This is a genomic window from Streptomyces sp. DSM 42067 (assembly GCF_055792885.1).
Window position 1 is genome coordinate 6,130,791 of sequence record NZ_CM147706.1, and the last position, 20,979, is coordinate 6,151,769.

The window sequence follows — 20,979 nt, forward strand, 5'->3', positions numbered from 1 at the left end:
GACATAAGTGTTTGCCGCTATCGGAAAAATCACCGCGCGGCGCCGGAAATGGGTCGTCATCGCGGCGGTCGTGTTCACGCTGTTCGCCGGCGTCTGGGGCACCGGGGTCTTCGGCTCGTTCACCGGCGGTGCGGGCTTCGACGACCCGGCCAGCGAATCCGTCCGGGCCGACAAGGTCCTCGACGGCCCGCTCGGGCGCGAGTCCAACGACCTGATCGTCCTGTACGAGTCGAAGGACAAGGGCCGCACCGTCGACGAGTTCGGCGACGCGGTCCGCACCGCCCTCGACGGCGTCCCGCGCGCCGGCATCGAACGGCTCGACTCCTACTGGCGCCCCGGCGCGCAGGACAAGAGCGCGTACGTGTCGAAGGACCGTCAGCAGACGTACGCCACCGTGCAGTTCACCAGCGACAACGACCAGGAGCAGGTCGAGGCGCTGGCGAAGATCAAGGACGACTTCGCAGCCGACGGCGTCACCGTGCGCTACGGCGGTGTCGCCGCGATGACGGAGCAGGTCAACTCCCTGACCGGATCGGACATCGCCCGCGCCGAGATGCTCTCGGTGCCGGTGCTGCTCGTGCTCCTGGTGCTGATCTTCCGTAGCGCGATCGCCGCGCTGCTGCCGCTCGCCGTGGGCACGTTCGTGGCCCTCGGCTCGTTCGTGGTGCTGCGGGTCCTGACGATGGTCACAGAGATCTCCAGCACGGTCATCAACGTCATCACGATCCTCGGCCTCGGACTCGCCATCGACTACGCGCTGTTCCTGGTCAACCGCTTCCGCGAGGAGCTCCACGCGGGCGCGGACGTGGACACCGCGGTGCACCGCGCGACGGCGACGGCGGGCCGTACGGTCGCGTTCTCCGGGCTCGCCGTGGCGATCTCCTTCGCGGGCCTGGTCTTCTTCCCGTCCCGCTTCCTGTCCTCCATGGGGTACGCGGCCGTGGCGGTCGTCGCCTTCGCGGTCGTCGGCTCGCTGACGCTGCTGCCCGCACTGCTGCGGTACACCGGGCACCGCATCGACAAGTGGCGGATCCCGCTGCCGCGCGGCAGGCGGCGCGCCGCCAGGCCCGAGACGGAGGGCCGCTGGTACCGCACCGCGCACGCGGTCATGCGTAAGCCGCTGGTGTCGTCCCTCGCGATCGTCGCCGTTCTGGTCGGCCTCGGCGCGCCGCTGCTCGGCGTCAACTGGGCGCGGCCCGGCGAGTGGGTGCTGCCCTCGGACGCCGACGCCAAGGTCGTCAGCAAGACCCTGGCGTCCGACTTCGACACCAACCCCGGCCAGATCATGACGTCCGTCGTCCGCTTCGACGGTCCGGCCGACCGTGCCGAAGTGGCCTCGTACGCCGAGCGGCTGGCAGACGTCGACGGCATCGCGTCGGCGACGCCGACGGGCTTCGCGGGCGACGACGCGCGCGTCACCCTCCGCTACACGCCCGACCCCATGTCGAGCGCGGCGGAGGACATGGTCGGCGAGGTCCGCGCCACGTCACCGCCCCAGGGCGCCGAGACGCTGGTCACCGGTATGCCCGCGTCCCGCGTGGACATCGTCGGCATGATCGGCGAACGGCTGCCGTGGATGGCGCTGTTCGTGGCCGTCGTCTCCTTCCTGGTGCTGTTCCTCGCGTTCGGTTCGCTGCTGCTGCCGCTGAAGTCGGTGGTGCTGAACCTGCTGTCCCTGCTCGCCGCCTTCGGCGCGATCAAGTGGATCTTCCAGGACGGCCATCTCTCGGGGCTGCTCGGCTTTGAGCCGATCGGTGCGGTGGACGCCAACTTCCCCGTGCTCGTGGTCGCGATCGCGTTCGGCCTCGCCATGGACTACGAGGTGTTCCTGCTCTCGCGCGTCCGCGAGGAGTGGGAGGTGAGTGGTGACCCGGTCGAGTCGGTGGCCCTCGGCGTCCAGCGCACTGCGAAGATCATCACCAGTGCCGCGCTTCTTCTGGTGGTCGTGGTCGGCGGCTTCATGACCTCGTCCATCCTCTTCATGAAGATGATCGGTGTCGGTCTGGTCATCGCGGTGCTCGTCGACGCGACGATCGTACGAGGGCTGCTCGTGCCCGCGACCATGGCGCTGCTCGGTGAGCGGGCCTGGTGGGCGCCGGCGCCGCTGGCCCGCTGGTGGGCGAGGTACGGCTTCCGCGAGTCCTCCGAGACGCCGCCCCCGCCGCCGGCCCCGGAGCCCGTCACCCCCCGGGCCGAGGCCGTCCGATGACCACGGCCCGCCCCGCCGGAGCGCCCCTCAGCGGGCGCTCCGGCTCCCCGGAGGGAACGCCGGCGCCCGGGGCAGGGACCCGGAGCCCGCTCCGGACCTCTGCTGGGGGCCGTTCGGCGACCGAGGATCCGGTTCTCGGCGCGGACGGGGCGGGCTCCTCTGAAGGGGGCCGTCCGGCGACCCAGGATCCGGTTCCCGGCGCGGACGGGACGGGCCCGGCTACTGGGGGCCGACCGGCGACCCAGGATCCGGTTCCCGGCGCGGACGGGACAGGCCCGCCTGCTGGGGGCCGACCGGCACCCCCGGATGCGGTGACCCCCGCGGACGGGGCGGGCCCCACCTCCCGCAAGCCGGGGACGGCCGAGTACCCCGGCCCGGCCGTCCCCCCTGACGCACCGCGCCCCGGACCCGTCACCCCCCTGCCGACGGCAATCCGGGGCGCGGGGCACCATGGTGCGGACGGCTTCGCCGGGGGCGTCGGCGATGGTCGGTCCGAGGCACCGGCCCGCGACGGTCGGTCCCAAGCCGCCGACCGTCGGCCGGGCGCCCCCGACTCCGAGGGTCGGCCGGATGCCTCTGACCTCGACCGTCACGCCGATGCCCCTGACCCTGGCCGTCTCGCCCTCGCCGGTGTACTCGCCGCCGGCGTCACCGCGGTGCTTGCCGCGCTCTTCGGGGACTGGGGTGGCTGGTCGGCGCCCCTCGGTGGAGGGCTGCCCGGTTTCCCGCTGTCCTGGGGGGTGACCGCGGGTCCGCCCGTGGTGCTGGTCTCGCTGGCCGGTGTGTTCGTCGCATGGGCGGGTGCCCCCTCCTTCGCCCGGACCTGGGCGCATACGGCGGCCGGACTCGCCGCCGCCACGGGCGTGTTGGCGCTGCTCAGGCGTCCCGTCGGAGCGGACACGGTGTGGGCCGCGCTGGCCGAGGCGTCACACGCCGGGCTGTTCGGCGTCACGGTCGGATGGGCGCCCGCGCTCGTGGCGCTCGCCGTCACCCGGCGGCGCGCCCGGCGCCGTACCGGACTCTCTCCGTACGTCTGGCTGACGGCCCTTGCTGCCGTCGTGCCGCTGGTCGTGCTCGGCGCGGCCACGGCATGGACCACTTCCGCGCAGCCCGCCGTGTGTTCGGCCTCCGAGTGCATCAGCCCTCGCGCCGGACTCCTGTTCACCGGCGAGGTGACCCTGCGTCTGGCCCTTCCCGCCTGGGCGGCCGCGACCGCGGTGCTCGCCGCGGCCCGCCGCAGCGACCGCATCAGGTCCCTACGTCCCGTCTGGCAGACCCTGCTCGCCCTGGCGGCAGCAGCCGCCACCCTCGCCCTCGCCCCCGGTCTCGTCTTCGGAGCCGACGTATGAACTCCCGTACCGCAACGGCCCGCTGGGCCCTCAGCTCCAGCACCGGCCCCGCCGCCCCCACCCGCCGCCGCGTTCTCGCCCTCGCGGGCGCCGCGGCCCTCGCCGGGACCGGATGGGCCGGGGCCACCGCCGTCGCCGGTGATGCACCACGGCCGCGAGCGCGGCGCGCCTATATCGGGGGCTTCACGATCGGTGAGTACGGTCTGCCGGGGCTGGCCGGCATCGGGATCGCGCGTGTCGGGAGCGGGGGAGAGCTCGAAGTCAGCGGGTGGAGAAGGGGGATCGAGAACCCCTCCTTCCTCACCCTCTCGCCCGACCGCCGCCGCCTCTACGCCGTCAGCCAGCTGCCCGGCGGAGCCACCGGCGCGATCCACGCCTACCGGGTCGACGGCGACGAGCTGCACCCCCTCGGCCGACCCCGCTCCAGCCACGGCGCCGCCCCCGTGCACCTCGCGGTGCACCCCGGCGGCCGCTTCCTGCTCACCACCAACTACGACTCGGGCCACGTCGCCGTCCTGCCCGTGCACCCGGACGGCTCGCTGGGCGACGCCGTCCAGGTCCTGCGCCACCGGGGGCACGGCCCCCACCCGGACGAACAGCGCGGGCCCCACCCGCACATGATCGCGTTCGACCCCGCGGGCCGCCGCGTCCTCGTCCCGGACAAGGGCGACGACCACATCCACGTCTACGACTTCGACGCCCGCACCGGACGGCTGACCCCGAGCAGCCGGACCAGGCTCGGCGAGGGCATCGGGCCCCGCCATCTGGTCTTCCACCCGAGCGGCCGCCTCGCCTACGTCACCAACGAGCTCGGTCACACGGTCACCGTCCTGACGTACGACCCGGTGACGGGCCGTCTGAGGCCCGTCTCGCACGCCTCCGTCGCGCCGCTCGGCATCGACCCGCGCAACGCCCCCTCCGCCGTGCATCTCACGCGCGACGGACGACTCCTGATCACCGCGGACCGCGGCCTCGACACCGTCGAGTCGTTCCGCGTGGAGAACGCCGGCCGGACGCTCACCCTGCTCGAGTCGCAGCCGGTCACCGCGAAGGCCCCGGGCACCCGATGGCCCCGCGACGTCGCGCTCGACGCCTCGGACCGGTTCGTGTACAGCGCGAACCAGGCGGGCCAGTCGGTCAGCGCCTTCCGCCTCGATCCGGCCACAGGCCGGCTGACCCCCGCGGCTCCGCCGCTCCCGGTGGCCAGCCCCAGCTGCGTACTCCTCCGGTAGGGCCGGGCAGGACGAGGACAGAGGGGCGGTCCCGGAACAGCTTTCCGGGACCGCCCCTCTGTCCTCGCTCCGGCGCTACGGCCGCCACCCCACCACCGTCACCCGCGCGTCCGCACTCCCGCTCGCGACCGACGCCGCGTACCCCTCGGGCGACCGCACGCTGCGCACGAACCACTCGTGCCCGGAGCCCGGCACCCGCGCCGCGCGCCAGGTGCCGAAGACATGGCCGGTGTACCGCGGCGGATGACGGCTCAGCCCGGTCCCCGCCGCCTTCACCAGCGCCTCTGCCCGCGTCCACTGTTCGAAGCCATGGGTGTTGCGGCCGCCCTGGACACACGGGATGCGGCTCCAGTCCATGTGCGGCCGCACACGTTCGATGTCCACACCGACGGGCACCGCCGACGAGTCGCAGACGGCGATGAGCGCATACGCCCCCGAGTGCGACAGGCTCGCCGAGAGGGAGGCCCCGTCAGGGGCGAAGGGCACCGGCTTGCCGTGCCCCTCGTCGCCGCACCGCGCGCAGTACCGGCGGAACCCCACATCGGCTGGAGCGACCCCGAGCCGCTGCCCGAGCACGCCCCGGTACACGTGGTGTATCGCCAGGTAGCGCAGCCGGTCCCCGGCCCGCCGCAAGCGGGCCAGCCGCTCGCGCTCGGCCGAGTCCAGGACGGCGTACGCCTCCTCGTAGGGCACCGCGGAGGCCGCGGCCGCGATCGGCACCGTCCAGATCCGGATGCGTACGGTTCCGGCAGGGGCCCGCTCCCGGCCCTGCTGCGGCCCGACGCCCGGAGCAGCGCCCCGAACTGTCTCCGAAGCGCTGTTCGAAGCCCCACTCGAACCCCTGCTCAAAGCGCTGCCCGATGCGCTGCTCAGGGTGGAGCCCGATGCGTTGCTCCAGGCGGAGCCCGACGTGCTGCTCGAGGTGGAGCCCGATGCGCGGCTCAATGTGCTGCTCACGCCGCCGACCCGCCCGCCAGGATGTGGTGCTGAAGCTGCCGCAGGTCCTCGGAGGGCTCCAGGCCCAGCTCCTCGGCCAGCACGGCCCGTACGTCATGGAAGGCGCGCAGCGCGTCGCCCCGGCGCCCGCTCCGGTGCAGGGCGTCGATGAGGCGCGCGTGGAGCCATTCGTTCAGCGGGTCGACGGCGACCAGGCGGCGCAGCTCAGGCACGAGTTCACGGTGCCGGCCGAGGCCCATCGCGGCCTCGATGCGCAACTCCTGTGCCCGTACCCGCAGTTCCTCGATGCGGGCCGCGTGCCCGGCCAGCACCCGCCCCTGGGCGACGTCCGCGAGGGTGCGGCCGCGCCACAGACCCAGCGCGGCGTCCAGCACCTCCAGCGCCGCCTCATGGCGCCCGGCCCGCAGTTCGGCGCGTCCCTGGCCGTACAGCCGGGTGAAGTTCTCCAGGTCCAGCCGGCCGGGCGCGGTGCGCAGCGAGTAGCCGGTGGCCTCCGTGGTGATGACGTCCCGGACGGCGCCCGCGCCAAGCTCCCGCTCCAGCTCCTGGCGCAGGTGGTAGATGTGCGTACGGACGGTGCTGACGGCGGTGGACGGGGGATCGCCGTCCCACAACTCGTCGACGAGCGTGTCCACTTCGACGATGTCGTGCGCCCGCACGGCCAGGAGGGCGAGCAGTTTGCGCACCTTGGGTCCGCGCGGCCGGTGCGTCGTGCCGGCGCCGACGGCCTCGAGCGGGCCGAGGATCCGGAAGCCGACGGTCTCGGCGCCGGCCCCCGGTGTCGAGGGCGCGGCGGGTGCCGGTGTCGAGGGCCCGGCCGGCCTCGGTGCCGCGGGCGCGGCGGATGCATACGGCTGCCGGCTCGACGAGCCGGTGGCGCCCGGTATTCGGAACTGCGCCCGGGTGTCGCTCATCGTGAGTCCCCCGTTTCTGTTCAAGCGATCGGCTGAGCGAAGGTGACGGCGTGCGCCGTGTACTGCGTGATCATGAAGATCCGGTACGGCAGCCTGCGACGGGACCGGGAGTCGTCGCGCCGTGCGGTGAGTGCCGCGGCGGACAGCGCCAGCGCCCCGCAGAGGACCACGGCGGCGGGAGCCAGGAGCCCGGGCGCGGCGAGCACGACGGCGCTCGCGAGCAGCGCGGCGCCGATGCTGACGGCGCTCAGCGAGACGATGCAGGCGGTGACGGCGCGGCCGAACAGCACCGTCCAGTTGCGGCGGCCGTGCCTGGCGTCGCCGGCGGCGTCCGAGAAGTCCTTGGCGACCGCGCCGACCATGCCCATCCACAGGCACATGGCGGCGGAGAAGGCGAGCAGCTCGGAGGTGAGAACGGCACCACCGCAGAGCGCCCCTCCGGCGTAGGTGAGGGCGCCGCTCGCGACGACCACCACGATCGTGTCGGGGGTACGGCTCTTGAGGGAGAACCTGGGCGCGGAATAGGCATGACCGAGCAGCAGCATGCACAGCGTGACCATGAGCATCACGGGCCCGAGGACGGCACCGCCGGCCAGGGCGAGCGCGGCCAGCACCCAGGCGGTACGGCGCGCGAACGGGACGGGCAGGGCGCCGCGGGCGATGGGGCGCCCGGAGCCGTTGGCGCGGTCCTCCCGGATGTCCGTGACACCGTTGTAGAGATAGGTGAACGCGACGGCGCAGAACCATACGGCGGCACCGAGAAAAAGGGTCGGCGGAATTGCCGCGTACGACGTCACGCCGACCGTTCCGCCCACCAGGAAGCGCAGCAGGAAAACGATCTGCACGGCATACCGCGATTCCTGGGCGCACAGCGCCAGAAGGCGCAGGTTCCCCCGGATTACGGAGGTCTTCGCGGGTCTGGAGGGTGTCGCGGACGGTGCGGATGGTGCGGTTCTCGCAGGATTCGCAGGCGTCAGAGTCGGCATACCGTCGAATCTAATTCGCATATCTCCGGCGTGACAGACTCACCTAGGGGCAGGCCGTATGCTCCCTAAGGTGTATGCGTGGCATGCAACCAACACGACCCCGTCCCGGCCCGATATTGCGAACACGGGCCGCGCGGCCGCCGCCTACGGTCTTCTGATCAGCTGTGCGTCGACTGCCTTGTTGACCGCGTCGATACGGGAGACCGCGCCGAGTTTCTCGAATATGTTCCGCAGATGCCGCTTCACTGTTCCTTCGGTAATACGCAGCCGGGTGGCGATCTGGCGATTGCTCAGGGCCGCGGCGGCATGCGTGAGCACCTCCCGCTCACGGGGTGAGAGCGTCTGCTGTGGTTCGGCGAAGCCGGACTCCGGAATTCCACTGCGCGGCACCGCGATGGTGACGTGCGGATCGCGTCCTGTGGTGTTGCGGATCGCGGACAGCAGTGACTCGCGCGGAATGCTCTTGTGGAGATAGCCGCGGGCGCCGCGGGCCAGGAGCTCCGTCACGAGGGCAGGGTCGTTGTACATCGTCAGCATCAGCACGTGCAGCTGCGGGAAACGCTCGGCCAACTCGCTCACGACGCTGGGCGCATGATGGTCCGGCATCTCCACGTCCAGCAGCACGACATGGGCGCCGGTCCGCTCCACCAGGTCGCCCAGGCCCTCGGATGTGTCCACGTCGGCCACGACCCGCAGGTCCTCTTCCGCGTCGATCAGCTGGCACAGGGCGCTGCGCAGCAGCGAGTGATCGTCCACGGCGATGATGCGGATCGGCTCATCCGTCCCCGGCCGGGCCTCGTCCGTCGTCTGCATGCTCCTCCTCGTCGATCGGGACGGTCAACTCGACGGCGGTGCCCCTCCCGGGTGCGCTGTCGATGGTGAGGCTGCCGCCCAGCAGCTGGGTGCGTTCGGTCAGTGAGGCGATGCCGTTGCCCCGCCGGTGCCCGGGTGAGAAGCCGACGCCGTCGTCCCGCACGGATGCCCGTACGCACCCGGGGCCGACCCGGACGTCGAGGGTGACGCGGGAGGCGGAGGCGTGGGCCAGGGCGTTCCGCAGACACTCGCGGAGAATGATGAAGAGGTCGTCGCTGACGGTGCGCGGCAGCAGGTCGTCCGGGTCCTCCACGTGGATCTCGACCTCGGGCTCGTCGATCGCCATGGCCGTGACGAACGCGGAGAGCGCCACCTGGAGGGAGCCGGTGGTGTCCGCCCTGGTCCGCAGCTCCGTAACGATGTCGCGCGTGGTGTAGAGGGTCTCCAGGATCGCCTGCTTCAGGCTGCCGAGCCGGGCGTCCGTCGACGACGAGACGTTCTGGGTGAGTTCGAAGAGTTCGAGCTGGCGCAGGGCGAGACTGGCCGCGCTGCCGATGCGGTCGTGGATCTCCCGGGCCATGCCGTGCCGGCCCTGTTGCGCCGCGTCGCGTACGACGTCGAGCAGAAAGAGGTCGTAGCCGCTGGAACCTTCCTCCAGGCGCCGCGTGATCGCCGTCTGGAGCGTCGGCAGCACCTTCATCAGGTACTGCTCCGAGCCGGGACGGTCCGCGAAGACGCGGCCCAGGTGGTCCATGGCGATCTGGAAGAACAGGGATCCGGCACGGACCGAGTAGACCGGGGGGATTCCCTGGGAGAGCCGTGCTCCGCCGAGTCTGCGGGTTTTCCTGGTGAGCTGCGGATTGAGCGGGGCCTCGGTTCCGTGCCGCAGGGTGTGCGCGCATTCCGCGATGATGTGCCGGGCTTGTTCGCGACAGGTGACCCAGGCGGCCGGATTCACGCCCAAGGGGTTCTTTCGCTCGGCGAGGATTCGCTGATATGCGTCGAGCATTTCGGCTTCCAGCGCCAGAAATTCCGCAGCCAGCTGCGCGCCCTCAGAATCCAGACCTATTCCCTCTGGTTCCTGCGGCAATGCCTGGTGCACGTTTCCTAACCCCCCGTCGGTGCCTCAGCCGCTCCTTCCGTATCCAGACCGCGCTGTCAAGAGGAAGGGGCTCCCGAGATCGGGTTGAGCATGCCTTGTGCCCAACGGGGTGTCAAGCCGCGACACGTTGCCCCTGGCACTGCTTGGTCTCGGCTTCAACTAAAAGGTATTCCGGCCGACTTGTTCATTCCGGGCGCGTGACAGGTGTCACTGTGAAGCTCTCGTGAGGGCGGTGGAAGGCCAGGTCGGTGTTGTCTGAAAGCGCGCGTGTTCTCGGCTGCTCTCCAGCCGCTCTCCGGTCGCCTGCGCCGGAGGGATTCCCGTCTGTTGACGGGAAGTCAGTCGCCGGGGCGCCTGTTGTGGGGGCGCTCGCCGTCCACGCCAACGCGTGATGGTTCCGCGGTGGACAGGGCCGGCGCGGGCTGCGCCGGGGAGGAGCGGTGTCCCTGGGTGACGGAAAAGCGTTCACGGGCGCCCGGGAAATCGTCATGGGTGCCCGAGAAATGTTCGTGAAGAAGTCGCCGCAGCGCGGACAGCGCGACATCTCCGAGAACCGTCCCCGACACCATGCTCGTTGCGGCGCTCTCCGCGTCGGGCTGGTCGCGCAGCAATTGCACCTCGATCGCGACAACGCGCTCCAGGGCCTCCGCGTAGGTCTCCAACAGCCGCAGCAGATCCTGCTGTTCAAGCCACTCGCAGGCCACCAGCACCTGGGTGAGGGTGTGCCAGGCCGGGTTCTCCGGGTTCACCCGCCAGCCGCGCTGCTCGGCGAGCCGCGACGCCCGGTCCCTGGCCCGCTCCCACTCCTGGTCGTGCGAGACGGAACCGCGCGCCGGCAGGGCGTACTGGACGGCGCCGAGCAGTTCGTGCAGCGGCGGCCGCGAGGTGTCGATGAGCTGCACGATCTGACGGATCGCCGCGTACGACAGCCCGCCGACGTCCAGCAGTGTCCTGACCAGGGCGACCCTGCGCACATGCGACTCGTCGTATGCCGGCAGAGCCGGCAGGAACTCCATCCGCAGATAGGACCGCAGCGTGCGGACGGGGACACCGGTCCGGCGGCTCAGTTCGGAGAGCTGCTGCACGTCTCACTCACCTTCGGGCCAGTTGAGGGGAATTCCGGGACTTTCGGAGGCTGCCGGGACTTTACGCAGCGTGAGAACGGCCGCACAAGGCGCTGCCGGGTATCCCGGGCGCTGATGCGTCGAAGGGCGTAGCGGGCGTGTTTCCTGCGGAACCGCCGTGACGTCGCGGAGGAGGTATGCCGGGAGAAAGGGCAGGGTCTTGAGTGGTGCTCAGCCGCCCGCCGGGATCACCACCGCCGTCAACGCCAGCCCGTCCCGGACGAGCCACCGCCCACTCGAACTCCTCCGGTGCCGTCGGTACCGGCCGCAGCAGGCGCGCGGTGAACACACCGCGCGTCGTCGCGCCGGAAGCATGCGCGCCGGTTGTGGATCCGTCAGCACCCTGACGAGCGCGGGGCGGGGCCTCCGCGGCGGCTCAGCCCCAGCTCCCGGAGTAGTAGGCACGCAGGCGCCGGCGATCCTGGCGGGTGCGGATCCAGTGGGTGGCCACCAGCGCGAGCAGGCTGACCACGATGACCGTCAACCCAGGTGCCACAGTCCGGAAGTTCACGATCTGGCTCAGCGTGCTCATTCCGCCTGCCGCTCCCTGTGCCCCCGGTGAGCCCGGCACGGCAGGCGGCACCCCTGTGATGCCTTCCGACGACGGGGTGGAGGGTGCGGGGACGGCCGCTTCGGAGCCCGTACCGCTGTTCCCTCCGTCCTCGCGGGCGGCCGCAGAGCCGTCGCCTCCGCCACCGGTCCGGGGGTCGGCCAGCCGCACCCCGAGCGCGTCCAGCGCCGTGAGGGCGGGCTGGAAGAAGGTGGTGCCCCCGGAGCTGCAGTCGCCGTTGCCTCCGGACGTCACGCCGAGCGCGAGCCCCTGTGCGATCAGCGGGCCGCCGCTGTCCCCGGGCTCGGCGCAGACGTCGGTCTCGATGAGGCCGGTGACCGTGCCCTCGGGGTAGTTCACGGTCGCGTTCAGCGCGGTCACCGTGCCGGAGTGCAGTCCCGTCGTGCTGCCGCTGCGGAACACCTGCTGGCCGACGACGGGATCGGCCGCGCCGACGATACGCACTCCCTGGCCTCCGCCGATGTCCACGACACCGGCCCCGCCGCTGGTGCCGCTCCCGCCGTTCCCGTACCGCACGAGCGAGAAGTCGCTGCCGGGAAAGCTGCCGGCGACGGTCGTACCGACCTGCGTGCTGCCCTGGCTGTCCTGGAACCAGGTGGTGCCCATGGGGCCGCAGTGCCCGGCCGTGAGGATGAAGTCGTCCCGGCCGTCCGTCACGTTGAAGCCCGCGGAGCAGCGGCCGTTCCCGGCGAAGATCGGCGCGGCACCGTTCACCCTGGTGGTGAAGGCGCCGCCGGTCCGTGCCATTTCCACGAAGCCGCCGATGCCCTCCGCGACACCGGACAGACGGGACCAGTCGTCCGCCGAGACGGTGCTGTCGGCGTGCACCACGACCTTGTTGGACGCGTAGTCGACGGACCACGCGGTGCCGGGCACCCTGGGCGTCGCGCTCAGCGTCTCGGTCGCCGAGCGAAGCCGGTCCATGCTGTGGTGCACGACCTTGGCGCGCGCTCCCACCCGCCGCACATCGGCCGCCGCCTCCGCGTCGGTCACGGCCACCACCGGCCGCCCGTCGGAACCGATCCAACTGCCCGCGGTACGGGACGTGCCGAGCCGCGAGACCATACGCGCGCCCAGCGCGGAGCCGCCGGACAGCCCTGGGGCGTCGGACGCCCGGGAGCCGTCGGCGAGCGCCGAGGCCTCGGAGGCGCCACCCGGCGCGGCAGTCGTCCGCCCGGAGCTCTCGCCCGCCATGGCAGTCGACACCATCACGCCACCGCAGACCAGCCCGCAGGCGGCCGCCAGCCGCGCGATCCGGTGGACCCTCCGCCGTACGTGCCTCATCCGCGGCCCCCAAGTCGTCGTCCGTCGTCAGTCGTCCGACACGGCGTCAACCGCGCGGGGGCCACGTGAGTACGACCCGCCTCCAGTACGTGCCGGCCGCCGATCCGGTTCACCGCGGCTGACGGGACGTGTGCGGCGGCCGCGGTGAACCGGAGCCGGGGGACACAGCCGGGCGGAGGCCCGGCGTCGCACCCGGGGTCGGACCCAGGCATCGGGCCCGGCGTCGAATCCGGGCGTCGGCTCGTCAGATCCCGGCGTCGAGGGGGGCGGGGACGGTCGCGGCGGGGGTCGCCGGGCGCGGTTGGCGCCGCGGCAGGCAGACGATGAGCCGCAGACCGCCCGGCAGATCCGTGGAGGTGATGAGGACGGGGCTCTCCCCGTGCTCGGGGTGGCGCACCCTGCGTAGCGAGAAACCCGGGCCCAGGCTGGCCCGTTCGTCGCGCCAGAGCCGTTCCGCGACCGGATGCCGCACGACGCGCGAGACGAGGGCGTCCAGCGCGGCCTCACCGCGGCACATCGTGTAGACGATCTGCAGCCGGGCGATGGCGAGACGGCGCGCGTCGGCGATGTCCGCGATGCGCGCGGCGGCCGTGCCGGTGAACAGCCAGAGCAGGGCGTTGCGGTCGTCCGGCTCGATCGTGCCCGGGTCCTGGAACCAGTCGGCCACGGCCTCGTTGGCCGCAAGGACGTTCCAGGCGTGGTCGGTCAGGACCGCCGGGTTTGGTTCGGCGGCTTCGAGCGCGGCGAGATGGCAGGCGTCGGGTACGGGCCTGCGGTGGCTGAGGCTCGGGGGCACCACGCGGGCGGCCAGGCAGAACAGATCGGTGCGCTCCTCCGGGCTGAGACGCAGGGCGGTCGCGACGTCGGACAGGAGCCCGGGGTCGACCTCGCTCAGCTCGCCGTTCTCGAGCGCGCTGTACCAGCGGAGCGTGGTCCCCGACAGGAACGCCACCTGCTCCTGCTCGAGGCCCCTGCGGTGACGCGTCGTCTGCTGCGGCAGCCCGACGTCCTGAGGCGTGAGCAGGGACCGCTGTTTGATCAACAGGCGGCTGAGGTTGCGGCGGCGTACGTCGTCGCTCTGCTGCATCGGTGCCTCCCGCGGGGGGTGGGGGTCGGTCGGCGCACGGCGGCCACGCATGTGGATCCGCTGACTTCCGATGATGATCCGCGCGGTACCGGCGGTTTCGCCGCTTGTAGGGGTTTCGCTCGATCGGGCTACCGGCACACCGTCAGGACGTGGTACGGGTCTGCGGCGCCCCCGCCCCCGGCCGCGCTTACACTGAGTAACAGAGGCCGTTCGCGGAACGGAACTCCGCGAAGGCCCGGACGTCCGGAACCCCGGAACTCTCGGAACTGTCGTGCGCTGTCAGCGGGTGTTCGTACCGGCGCTCGCCCTGGGTCTCGTGATGCTGCCCGCCGTCTCCGCGCGGGCGCAGGGCGAGGACGCTCCGCGCGGTCCGGCGTTCGGCGGGCGTGCGCTGCAGGCGCTGATCGACGGCATCCAGTTCGGCGTCATCATCGCGATCACCGCGGTCGGGCTCTCGCTGGTCTTCGGCACGATCCATCTGATCAACTTCGCGCACGGCGAGTTCGTCACCATCGGCGCCACGTCCGCGTTCTTCCTCAACGCATCCCCGGCGGGTCCGGGATGGCATCTGATCCCGGCCGCCCTCGCCGCGGTCGCGTTCGGGGCCGTGCTGGGCGGGGCGGTCGACCGCGGCGTCTGGAGGCCGCTGCGGGCGCGCGGCACCGGGCTGATCAACCTGTTCATCGTCACGATCGGGCTGTCGCTGCTGCTGCGGCACGTCGTGCTCGTGCTGTACGGGACCCGGCCCGGCTCCTACGTCCAGTACGACATCCAGAGCGCGATCGAGCTCGGCCCGGTCGGCATCACCCCGCGGGACCTCACCGTCACCTTGCTCGCGGTACTCGTACTGGTCGGTGTCGCCCTGCTGTTGCAGAGGACGCGGACGGGCACGGCCGTCCGCGCCGTCTCCGCCAACCGCGACCTCGCGGAGGCGTCGGGCATCGACGTGCAGCGGGTGGTGCTGTTCGTGTGGATGCTCGGCGGCGGTCTTGCCGCACTCGGCGGCGTCTTCTTCGGCCTGGTCGAGACCGTCACCTGGGACATGGGCTTCAAGCTGCTGCTGCTGATGTTCGCCGGGATCATCCTGGGCGGGCTCGGCTCCGCCTACGGCGCGATGGCGGGCAGCCTCGTCATCGGCGTCGTCGCGCAGATGTCCACCCTGTGGTTCCCGGTCGACCTGCAGTACGCGTGGGCGCTGATCGTCCTCATCGTCGTCCTGCTGGTGCGGCCGCAGGGCATCCTCGGCCGCGCGGAACGGGTGGGATGAGGGTCGTCAGGTGTGCGCCATGGACTTCTCGGTCATCGTCTCCGACGCCCTGCGCTCCGGCATCGGCCCCATCGCCGCCGTCTACGCGCTCGCCGCGATGGGCCTGAACCTGCACTTCGGCTACACCGGGCTGCTGAACTTCGGCCAGGTCGGGTTCATGCTGGTCGGCGGCTACGGGCTCGCGGTCACCGTGGCGACCTGGGGCGGCCCGCTGTGGCTGGGCATCCTGGCCGGGCTGGCCTCCGCGGTCGTACTGGCCCTGCTGCTCGGCCTGCCCACGCTGCGGCTGCGCGCCGACTATCTCGCGATCACCACGATCGCCGCGGGGGAGACGCTGCGGCTGTTCTACCGGTCCAGCTGGGCCGAGCCGGTCACGGGCGGAGTGTTCGGACTGCAGCGGTTCGCGAACGACTTCTACGCCCTCAGCCCGATCCCGCGCGGTACGTACGGGGTGTGGCTGGTGCGGTTCAGCGCCCGGGACCTGTGGGTGCTGATCGTCGGCTGGGCGCTGGTCGCGGTGACCGGGGTCCTGCTCGCCCTGCTGATCCACAGCCCATGGGGGCGCCTCGTCCGTGCCGTACGCGAGGACGAGACCGCCGCGCGCAGCCTCGGCAAGAACGTCTACGCCTGCAAGATGCAGAGCCTGGTGCTGGGCGGCGTGATCGGCGCCGCCGGCGGCATGCTCGGCGCCATCCAGGTGCAGTCGGTGAACCCCGACAGCTACGACCCTGCCGTCACCTTCTTCCTCTACACCCTGCTCGTGCTCGGCGGCGCCGGGCGGATCCTGGGGCCCGTCGTCGGCTCGGTGCTGTTCTGGTTCGTGCTCGCGTTCCTCGACAGCGCGCTGCGGGGGGCCATCGCCGCCGGGTACGTGTCGCCGGAGCTGATCAGTACGTCGGAGGTGGGCGCCGTGCGCTTCGCCCTGGTCGGGCTGGCTCTGATCCTGCTGATCACGTTCCGGCCGCAGGGCATCCTCGGAAGCAGGAAGGAGATGCTGCTCAGTGGCCGCTGACCCTGTCGCCACAGCTCGGGCCGTTCCCGAGCCTGCCGGGAACGTTCCCGAGCCTGCCGGGACCGTTCCCGAGCCCGCTCGGACAGCTCCCGAGCCCGCTCGCGCCGCTCCTGAGCCCGGGGTGCGCAAGCCCGACCCCCTGCTCGTCATGGACCAGGTGACCCGCACCTTCGGCGGCATCACCGCCGTACGGGTCGACCATCTGGAGGTGCAGCGGGGCGCCATCACGGCACTGATCGGACCCAACGGCGCGGGCAAGACGACGCTGTTCAACGTGGTGAGCGGCTTCGACCGGGCCGACGGCGGCCGGTGGTGGTTCGACGGACACCTGCTCACCGGCCGTCCGGCGCACCGGGTGGCGCGGCGCGGACTCGTCCGTACGTTCCAGCTCACCAGGACCCTGGCCCGGCTCACCGTGCTGGAGAACCTGAAGCTCGCCGCCACGGGACAGCTCGGCGAGCGGCTGCTGCCCGCGCTGCTGCCGCCGCTGTGGCACGGGCAGGAGCGGGAGATCGAGGAACGGGCCGACGAGATGCTGGAACGGTTCCGGCTCGGGCCGCTGCGCGACGACCACGCCGGCACGCTCTCCGGCGGGCAGCGCAAACTCCTGGAACTGGCCCGCGCGCTGATGGCCCGGCCCGTCATGGTCCTGCTCGACGAGCCGATGGCCGGAGTGAACCCCGCGCTGACCCAGTCGCTGCTCGGTCACATCACCCAGCTGCGCGACGAGGGCCTGACCGTGTGCTTCGTCGAGCACGACATGGATGTGGTGAGTGGTATCAGCGACTGGGTCGCCGTCATGGCCGACGGCCGCCTGGTGGCCGAGGGCCCGCCGGACACGATCGGCCGCAACCCCGCAGTCGTGGACGCCTACCTGGGCAGACGGCACGACGAGCCGGAGGCGACGAGGGAGAAGGAGTAGCCGATGACGGCCAACGAGCGAGAACCGGACGGGCAGCCGCCGGTGCTGGCCGCCGAAGGGATCGTCGCCGGGTACCTTCCGGGCGTCGACGTCCTGCGCGGCTGCAGCATCGAGGTGCGCCAAGGCGAGCTGGTCGGCGTGATCGGCCCCAACGGAGCGGGCAAGTCCACCCTCGTCAAAGCGGTGTTCGGCCTGCTCCGCGTACGCGCCGGCACCGTGCGGCTGGGCGCCGAGGACGTCACCAACCGGCCCGCGCACGAACTGGTCCGCCGGGGCGTGGGCTACGTACCGCAACTGCAGAACGTGTTCGCCACGCTGACCGTCGAGGAGAACCTCCGGATGGGCATCTATCTGCGGTCCAAGGACTACGCGCGGCGGGCCGCCGAGGTCGAGGAGCTCTTCCCCGTCCTGGCCGCCCGCCGCCGGCAGAAGGCCGGCTCGATGTCCGGCGGCGAGCGGCAGATGCTGGCGATGGCGCGTGCGCTGATGACGGAGCCACAGCTGCTGCTGCTCGACGAGCCGTCCGCCGGGCTGTCGCCCCTCCACCAGGACCATGTGTTCGACCGGGTCAAGGAGATCAACGGCGCGGGCGTCGCCGTGCTCATGGTCGAGCAGAACGCCCGCCGCTGCCTGCAGATCTGCGACCGCGGCTACGTCCTCGACCAGGGCCGCAACGCCTACACCGGCCGGGGCATGGAACTCCTGCACGACAAGAAGGTGATCGCCTGCTATCTCGGCACCCTGGCCCGCGTCCGCTGAACGAAGCTCACTGCTGGAAGCTGCTCACCTCCGTGCGGAGCGTCTGCAGCCGACCCTTGTCGTCGTAGGTGTAGACCTCGATCGTGGCCTGACCCGGTTCGCCGGCGTCGGTGAAGTCGAGCGGACCGCTCACGCCCTCGTAGTCGATGTCCGCGCCGGCCTGGATCAGCCTCTTGCAGACGGCGTACGTGGCGCACTTCTCGCCGTCCCTGGTGATCGCGACGATCTCCTTGGCGAACACGCCCGGGTCGTCCGACCGCGCCTTCTCCGCGGCGAGCGCGATGGTGGTCACGCAGTCGAAGACCTGCGGTGCGAACTGCAACTCCTTCAGCTGGGGCGCGAACTCCTTCAGCTGCCTCACGTACTCCTCGTTCTCCGCCGAGGCCGGCGCGGTCCCCTTCATCCCGGCGAGCCGGGCAGGATCGCGCGGGGCGACTAGCGACGGCAGTTCCTCGCTGCGGAGTCCGTCGGCGCCGTACACGCCGATACGGTCGGGTCCGAGCCCCGCCTCGATGAGCCCCTGCAGGATCTGCGCGCCCTCCTCGAAGGAGATCACGACGACGGCATCCGGACCGGTGTTCCGCACCCTCTGCACGGCCTGGTCGAAGTTCGTCGCCCTCGGGTCGTACGTCTCGGCCACCGGCACGGTCGCACCGCCGTCCTCCAGCGCCTTCCTCGTGGACTCCAGCAGGCCGCGCCCGTAGTCGTCGGCGCGCGCGAGCAGGGCCACCCGGTCGTGGCCGTCCCCGAGGACGGCCCTCGCCAGGACCGGTCCCTGCAGCGTGTCGCTCGGCGCGGTACGGAAGTAGAACCCGCCGTCGTCGTAGTCGGTGAAGGTGGGTGCCGTGTTCGCCCCGGAGCACTGCACGACGCCGGCGCCGGTCACCCGGTCGATGAACGACAGCGACATGCCGGATGCCGCGGCGCCGATGATCGCGTCCACGCCCGAGGCGAGGACCCGGTCGGCGGACTGCGCCGCCACGGCCTCCTGACCGGCTTCGTCGCCGGAGACCACGGCGGGCACCGGCCTGCCGAGCACACCGCCGGACTGGTTGATGGTCTGGATCGCGAACTTCAGCGACTCGATCTGCGGCGGGCCGAGGAAGGCCAGCTGACCCGTCTCCGGCAGGACATAGCCGAACTTGAGCTCGCCGTCACCGTCCTGAGCCGGGACGGACGCCGGCGATCCGGCGCCGGCGGTACCGGCCGTCCCGCCCCACAGCGCGAGCACCAGGGCAGCCGCGCTCGTGAAGATCGCGGAGCGCCGTGTCGAGGCTTTCATGACCGCCTCCTCTCAGCAGAGGCAGGCGGCGGTCGGTGAGGCCGGCCTTCCGCCCGCCTTCTGTTACGAGAGTAGATCGCGGCGTACGTCGTCGGCCCGTGCCTTGCTTGGGGCGCGGCCGGGGCGGCCGTCCGGCGCCCGGCGGGGCGGCCGTGCCCCGGCTTTGCCGGTCACTTGGCCGGGGTTTCGTTCCCCCGCTCGCCCTCCGCCTGGGACGGCTCGGTCCTGGGCACGTCCGGGTGCTGCTCCATGGCACTACGCTCGGACGGTTCGTCGCGCTCGCCCTCGGCCTGGGACGGGGTGTGCGAGTACAGCCAGGGGTCGTACTCCGAGGCTCCGGACTTCATGACGGCCTCCTTCGCTCGTTCACCGTTCCTAAGACTGAGCATAAGTTGCATGTGCTCAGCCGCGTGCCCCGAACGGTGCTGGGCATGCTGGTCGCCCGCGTTCGCTCCGCATCCGGGCGGCGCGGATCGTGTCCGTGGTCCGGGAATGCGGAGGCGGGTTTCCTCACGCCGCTGGGTCTCCGGTCGGGCCTGGGCGGTCCGATGCCCCGCACGATCGCTCCGGTCGTGTGGGGGCGGTGCCGTCCGTCGCCGGATCGGATGCCCGAGGGCGCGCCTTCCGATCGCCACGGCTGCCGCGTCGTGGCGGGTGGTCTTGCGGGTGGGGGTGGCCAGTGGTTTCTGCCAGTGCTGGGCGCCCCACCGGCTGGTGTAGGCCGGGTCGACCGCGACGATCGCGATGTCCTGCTCGGCGGCCATCGCCACCAGCCGGGCCTTGAGCTTCGCGGTGGGGAACCGGGAGATGAGACGGCGGAACTGCTTGTTGCGGCCGTGCCGCTCGCGGCTGGTGCCGTCGGTGAAATCGAGGTCCTCGATGGCGATGGCCGCGGCCCCGCTCCGGCGGGCGTGGTGGAGCAGCCGGGTCAGGGCGTGCCGGAGCTGGGCGTCCCGGTGCGTGGCCGAGCCCGACAGGTTGTAGAAGAAGCGGCGGGGCTCGCCGACCGGGTTGCCGTGCACGTCCAGCCGCCAGGCGGCGAGGTGGTCGTCATTCATGTCCACCCCGACCACGCCTTGGGCCAGCGCCGCCTGAAGCGGCAGTACGGGGGCGGCGGCGCGCTGCCAGGAGGCGGTCATATACCAGCGGCCGCGCACCACATCGTGGTGGATGCGGTAGGCCACCGCCCGGTTGCCGGTGATCCGGTCCAGCCACTCCTCACCCCGGTACGGGAAGGCCACGGTCGCGTCGAGCACGTACCGGCCGTGTGGGGCGTTGGCCCGGTGGGCCAGCGCGGCCGGGAGTTTGATCGAGAGCTGTCCGGTCTCGGTGATACGGATGGTCTCGTTGCCGCAGCGCTTGCCGGACTCCCCGTCCGCGGCCAGGAACATCCGCGCCGCCTGCCACCGCTGCCGCCACGCCCGCTCGCTCAGCCCGGCATCATCCAGGTGGTGGCGGAGCTTCGCGAGCTGCTTGCCGCCGCGCACCACGTGCACCCGGCCCGCTGTCCGGTTGGCCTCCACCCGCGCCAGCTGGTCTTTAAGGGCGTGCAGGCGGCGGGACTTGGCATGCCACTCCGCACGGGAGGCATAGCCGCGCACCAGCCCCGCCCGCTTGTCCGCCTTGGCACCCAGGGGGCGGGCCAGCCTGGCCTCGATCTGTGAGATCTGCCCGCGCAGCCACGCCGCCTGGTCGGCCTGGCCGCGCCGGGCCAGCGCCCACTGGTCATGCGTGGCCTTGGTGATGCTGCCCGCCCAGCGCGCCGACGAGACCCCCGTCAGCTCCCGCTTCCGCACCGCCCATGCTGCCGCGTCGTGGGCCAGCCCCTGCCGGGACCGTGCCGCGAGATCACCCGCAGCCAGCGACCCCAGGAACGCCCCGACCTCACCCAGCACCACCGCGTCCGCCGCTGTCATCCGCAGCCGGGCCCGGATCGCCACCCCCGAGGGGCCGGACACCACGAACGGCGCCGCCAGCTCCCGCAGTTCGCCCACCCCTCGCCCCCGGCTCGGCGTCGAAGATCCCATCACCGCATCCAACGAGCACCACCCGCAAAGGGTCACTCATTCGACGCAAGAACTCCCGTTCCCATTCGGAAAGGCTCATGCG

17 protein-coding genes are annotated in these 20,979 nt (G+C 71.8%); 7 read left to right on the plus strand and 10 right to left on the minus strand.

Translation table 11 applies throughout. The annotated features are described in order from the left end of the window. Positions 1-7 precede the first annotated feature (7 nt). From ACSMXV_RS28040 to ACSMXV_RS28050, 3 genes are all read left to right on the plus strand, one after another. Positions 8-2,209, plus strand: a complete 2,202-nt coding sequence (locus tag ACSMXV_RS28040) for an MMPL family transporter (protein ID WP_473173977.1) — start codon at positions 8-10, stop codon at positions 2,207-2,209. A 311-nt stretch (positions 2,210-2,520) separates the two neighbouring features. Then, positions 2,521-3,558, plus strand: coding sequence for a hypothetical protein (locus ACSMXV_RS28045; RefSeq protein WP_473173978.1), 1,038 nt, complete (start codon positions 2,521-2,523; stop codon positions 3,556-3,558). Next, positions 3,555-4,790, plus strand: a complete 1,236-nt coding sequence (locus ACSMXV_RS28050) for a lactonase family protein (protein WP_473173979.1) — start codon at positions 3,555-3,557, stop codon at positions 4,788-4,790. The genes ACSMXV_RS28045 and ACSMXV_RS28050 overlap by 4 nt, the downstream gene beginning before the upstream one ends. Positions 4,791-4,865: 75 nt before the next feature. Here ACSMXV_RS28050 and ACSMXV_RS28055 read toward each other — a convergent pair whose 3' ends face one another. The 8 genes from ACSMXV_RS28055 to ACSMXV_RS28090 all read right to left on the minus strand — a co-directional run bounded on the left by ACSMXV_RS28055 (position 4,866) and on the right by ACSMXV_RS28090 (position 13,628). Beyond that, positions 4,866-5,510 carry a 4'-phosphopantetheinyl transferase family protein gene (locus tag ACSMXV_RS28055; RefSeq protein ID WP_473173980.1) on the minus strand — a complete coding sequence of 215 codons (645 nt, stop codon included), beginning with the start codon at positions 5,508-5,510 and terminating at the stop codon, positions 4,866-4,868. A gap of 233 nt (positions 5,511-5,743) precedes the next feature. Then, positions 5,744-6,661 (minus strand): AfsR/SARP family transcriptional regulator, encoded by a 918-nt coding sequence (locus ACSMXV_RS28060; RefSeq protein WP_473173981.1) that lies wholly within the window; start codon positions 6,659-6,661, stop codon positions 5,744-5,746. A gap of 20 nt (positions 6,662-6,681) precedes the next feature. Next, positions 6,682-7,506 carry a UbiA family prenyltransferase gene (locus tag ACSMXV_RS28065; protein WP_473173982.1) on the minus strand — a complete coding sequence of 275 codons (825 nt, stop codon included), beginning with the start codon at positions 7,504-7,506 and terminating at the stop codon, positions 6,682-6,684. 285 nt (positions 7,507-7,791) lie between these two features. Next, a complete protein-coding gene (locus ACSMXV_RS28070) occupies positions 7,792-8,460 on the minus strand; it encodes a response regulator (RefSeq protein WP_181655480.1) in 669 nt (222 codons plus the stop codon). After that, positions 8,423-9,469 carry a sensor histidine kinase gene (locus tag ACSMXV_RS28075; protein WP_473173983.1) on the minus strand — a complete coding sequence of 349 codons (1,047 nt, stop codon included), beginning with the start codon at positions 9,467-9,469 and terminating at the stop codon, positions 8,423-8,425. Before ACSMXV_RS28075 ends, ACSMXV_RS28070 begins: the two co-directional genes overlap by 38 nt. A 431-nt stretch (positions 9,470-9,900) precedes the next feature. After that, a complete protein-coding gene (locus ACSMXV_RS28080; RefSeq protein WP_473173984.1) occupies positions 9,901-10,647 on the minus strand; it encodes a MerR family transcriptional regulator in 747 nt (248 codons plus the stop codon). Positions 10,648-11,062: 415 nt separating this feature from the next. Then, positions 11,063-12,541 (minus strand): S1 family peptidase, encoded by a 1,479-nt coding sequence (locus ACSMXV_RS28085; RefSeq protein ID WP_473173985.1) that lies wholly within the window; start codon positions 12,539-12,541, stop codon positions 11,063-11,065. Between the two features lie 244 nt (positions 12,542-12,785). Further along, entirely contained in the window at positions 12,786-13,628 is an 843-nt protein-coding gene (locus tag ACSMXV_RS28090; RefSeq protein ID WP_473173986.1) for a helix-turn-helix domain-containing protein, read from the minus strand. Positions 13,629-13,899: 271 nt separating this feature from the next. Between ACSMXV_RS28090 and ACSMXV_RS28095 the strand changes: the two genes are divergently transcribed. From ACSMXV_RS28095 to ACSMXV_RS28110, 4 genes are read left to right on the plus strand one after another with little or no spacing between them, the layout of a single operon-like run. Continuing rightward, positions 13,900-14,895, plus strand: a complete 996-nt coding sequence (locus ACSMXV_RS28095; RefSeq protein WP_473173987.1) for a branched-chain amino acid ABC transporter permease — start codon at positions 13,900-13,902, stop codon at positions 14,893-14,895. 19 nt (positions 14,896-14,914) lie between these two features. Beyond that, positions 14,915-15,907 (plus strand): branched-chain amino acid ABC transporter permease, encoded by a 993-nt coding sequence (locus ACSMXV_RS28100; protein WP_473173988.1) that lies wholly within the window; start codon positions 14,915-14,917, stop codon positions 15,905-15,907. After that, positions 15,897-16,829 (plus strand): ABC transporter ATP-binding protein, encoded by a 933-nt coding sequence (locus ACSMXV_RS28105; RefSeq protein WP_473173989.1) that lies wholly within the window; start codon positions 15,897-15,899, stop codon positions 16,827-16,829. The genes ACSMXV_RS28100 and ACSMXV_RS28105 overlap by 11 nt, the downstream gene beginning before the upstream one ends. Positions 16,830-16,832: 3 nt before the next feature. Continuing rightward, a complete protein-coding gene (locus ACSMXV_RS28110) occupies positions 16,833-17,588 on the plus strand; it encodes an ABC transporter ATP-binding protein (RefSeq protein WP_473173990.1) in 756 nt (251 codons plus the stop codon). A gap of 7 nt (positions 17,589-17,595) precedes the next feature. On the opposite strand, the gene ACSMXV_RS28115 is transcribed toward ACSMXV_RS28110, so the two are convergent. Together ACSMXV_RS28115 and ACSMXV_RS28120 are read right to left on the minus strand one after the other, a co-directional pair. Continuing rightward, the gene (locus tag ACSMXV_RS28115; RefSeq protein ID WP_473173991.1) at positions 17,596-18,870 is read right to left on the minus strand and encodes an ABC transporter substrate-binding protein; all 1,275 of its coding nucleotides are present in this window, start codon (positions 18,868-18,870) and stop codon (positions 17,596-17,598) included. A 170-nt stretch (positions 18,871-19,040) separates the two neighbouring features. Beyond that, positions 19,041-20,897: an IS200/IS605 family accessory protein TnpB-related protein gene (locus ACSMXV_RS28120; protein WP_473173992.1), complete on the minus strand. Its 1,857-nt coding sequence runs from the start codon at positions 20,895-20,897 to the stop codon at positions 19,041-19,043. Between the last annotated feature and the right edge of the window lie 82 nt (positions 20,898-20,979).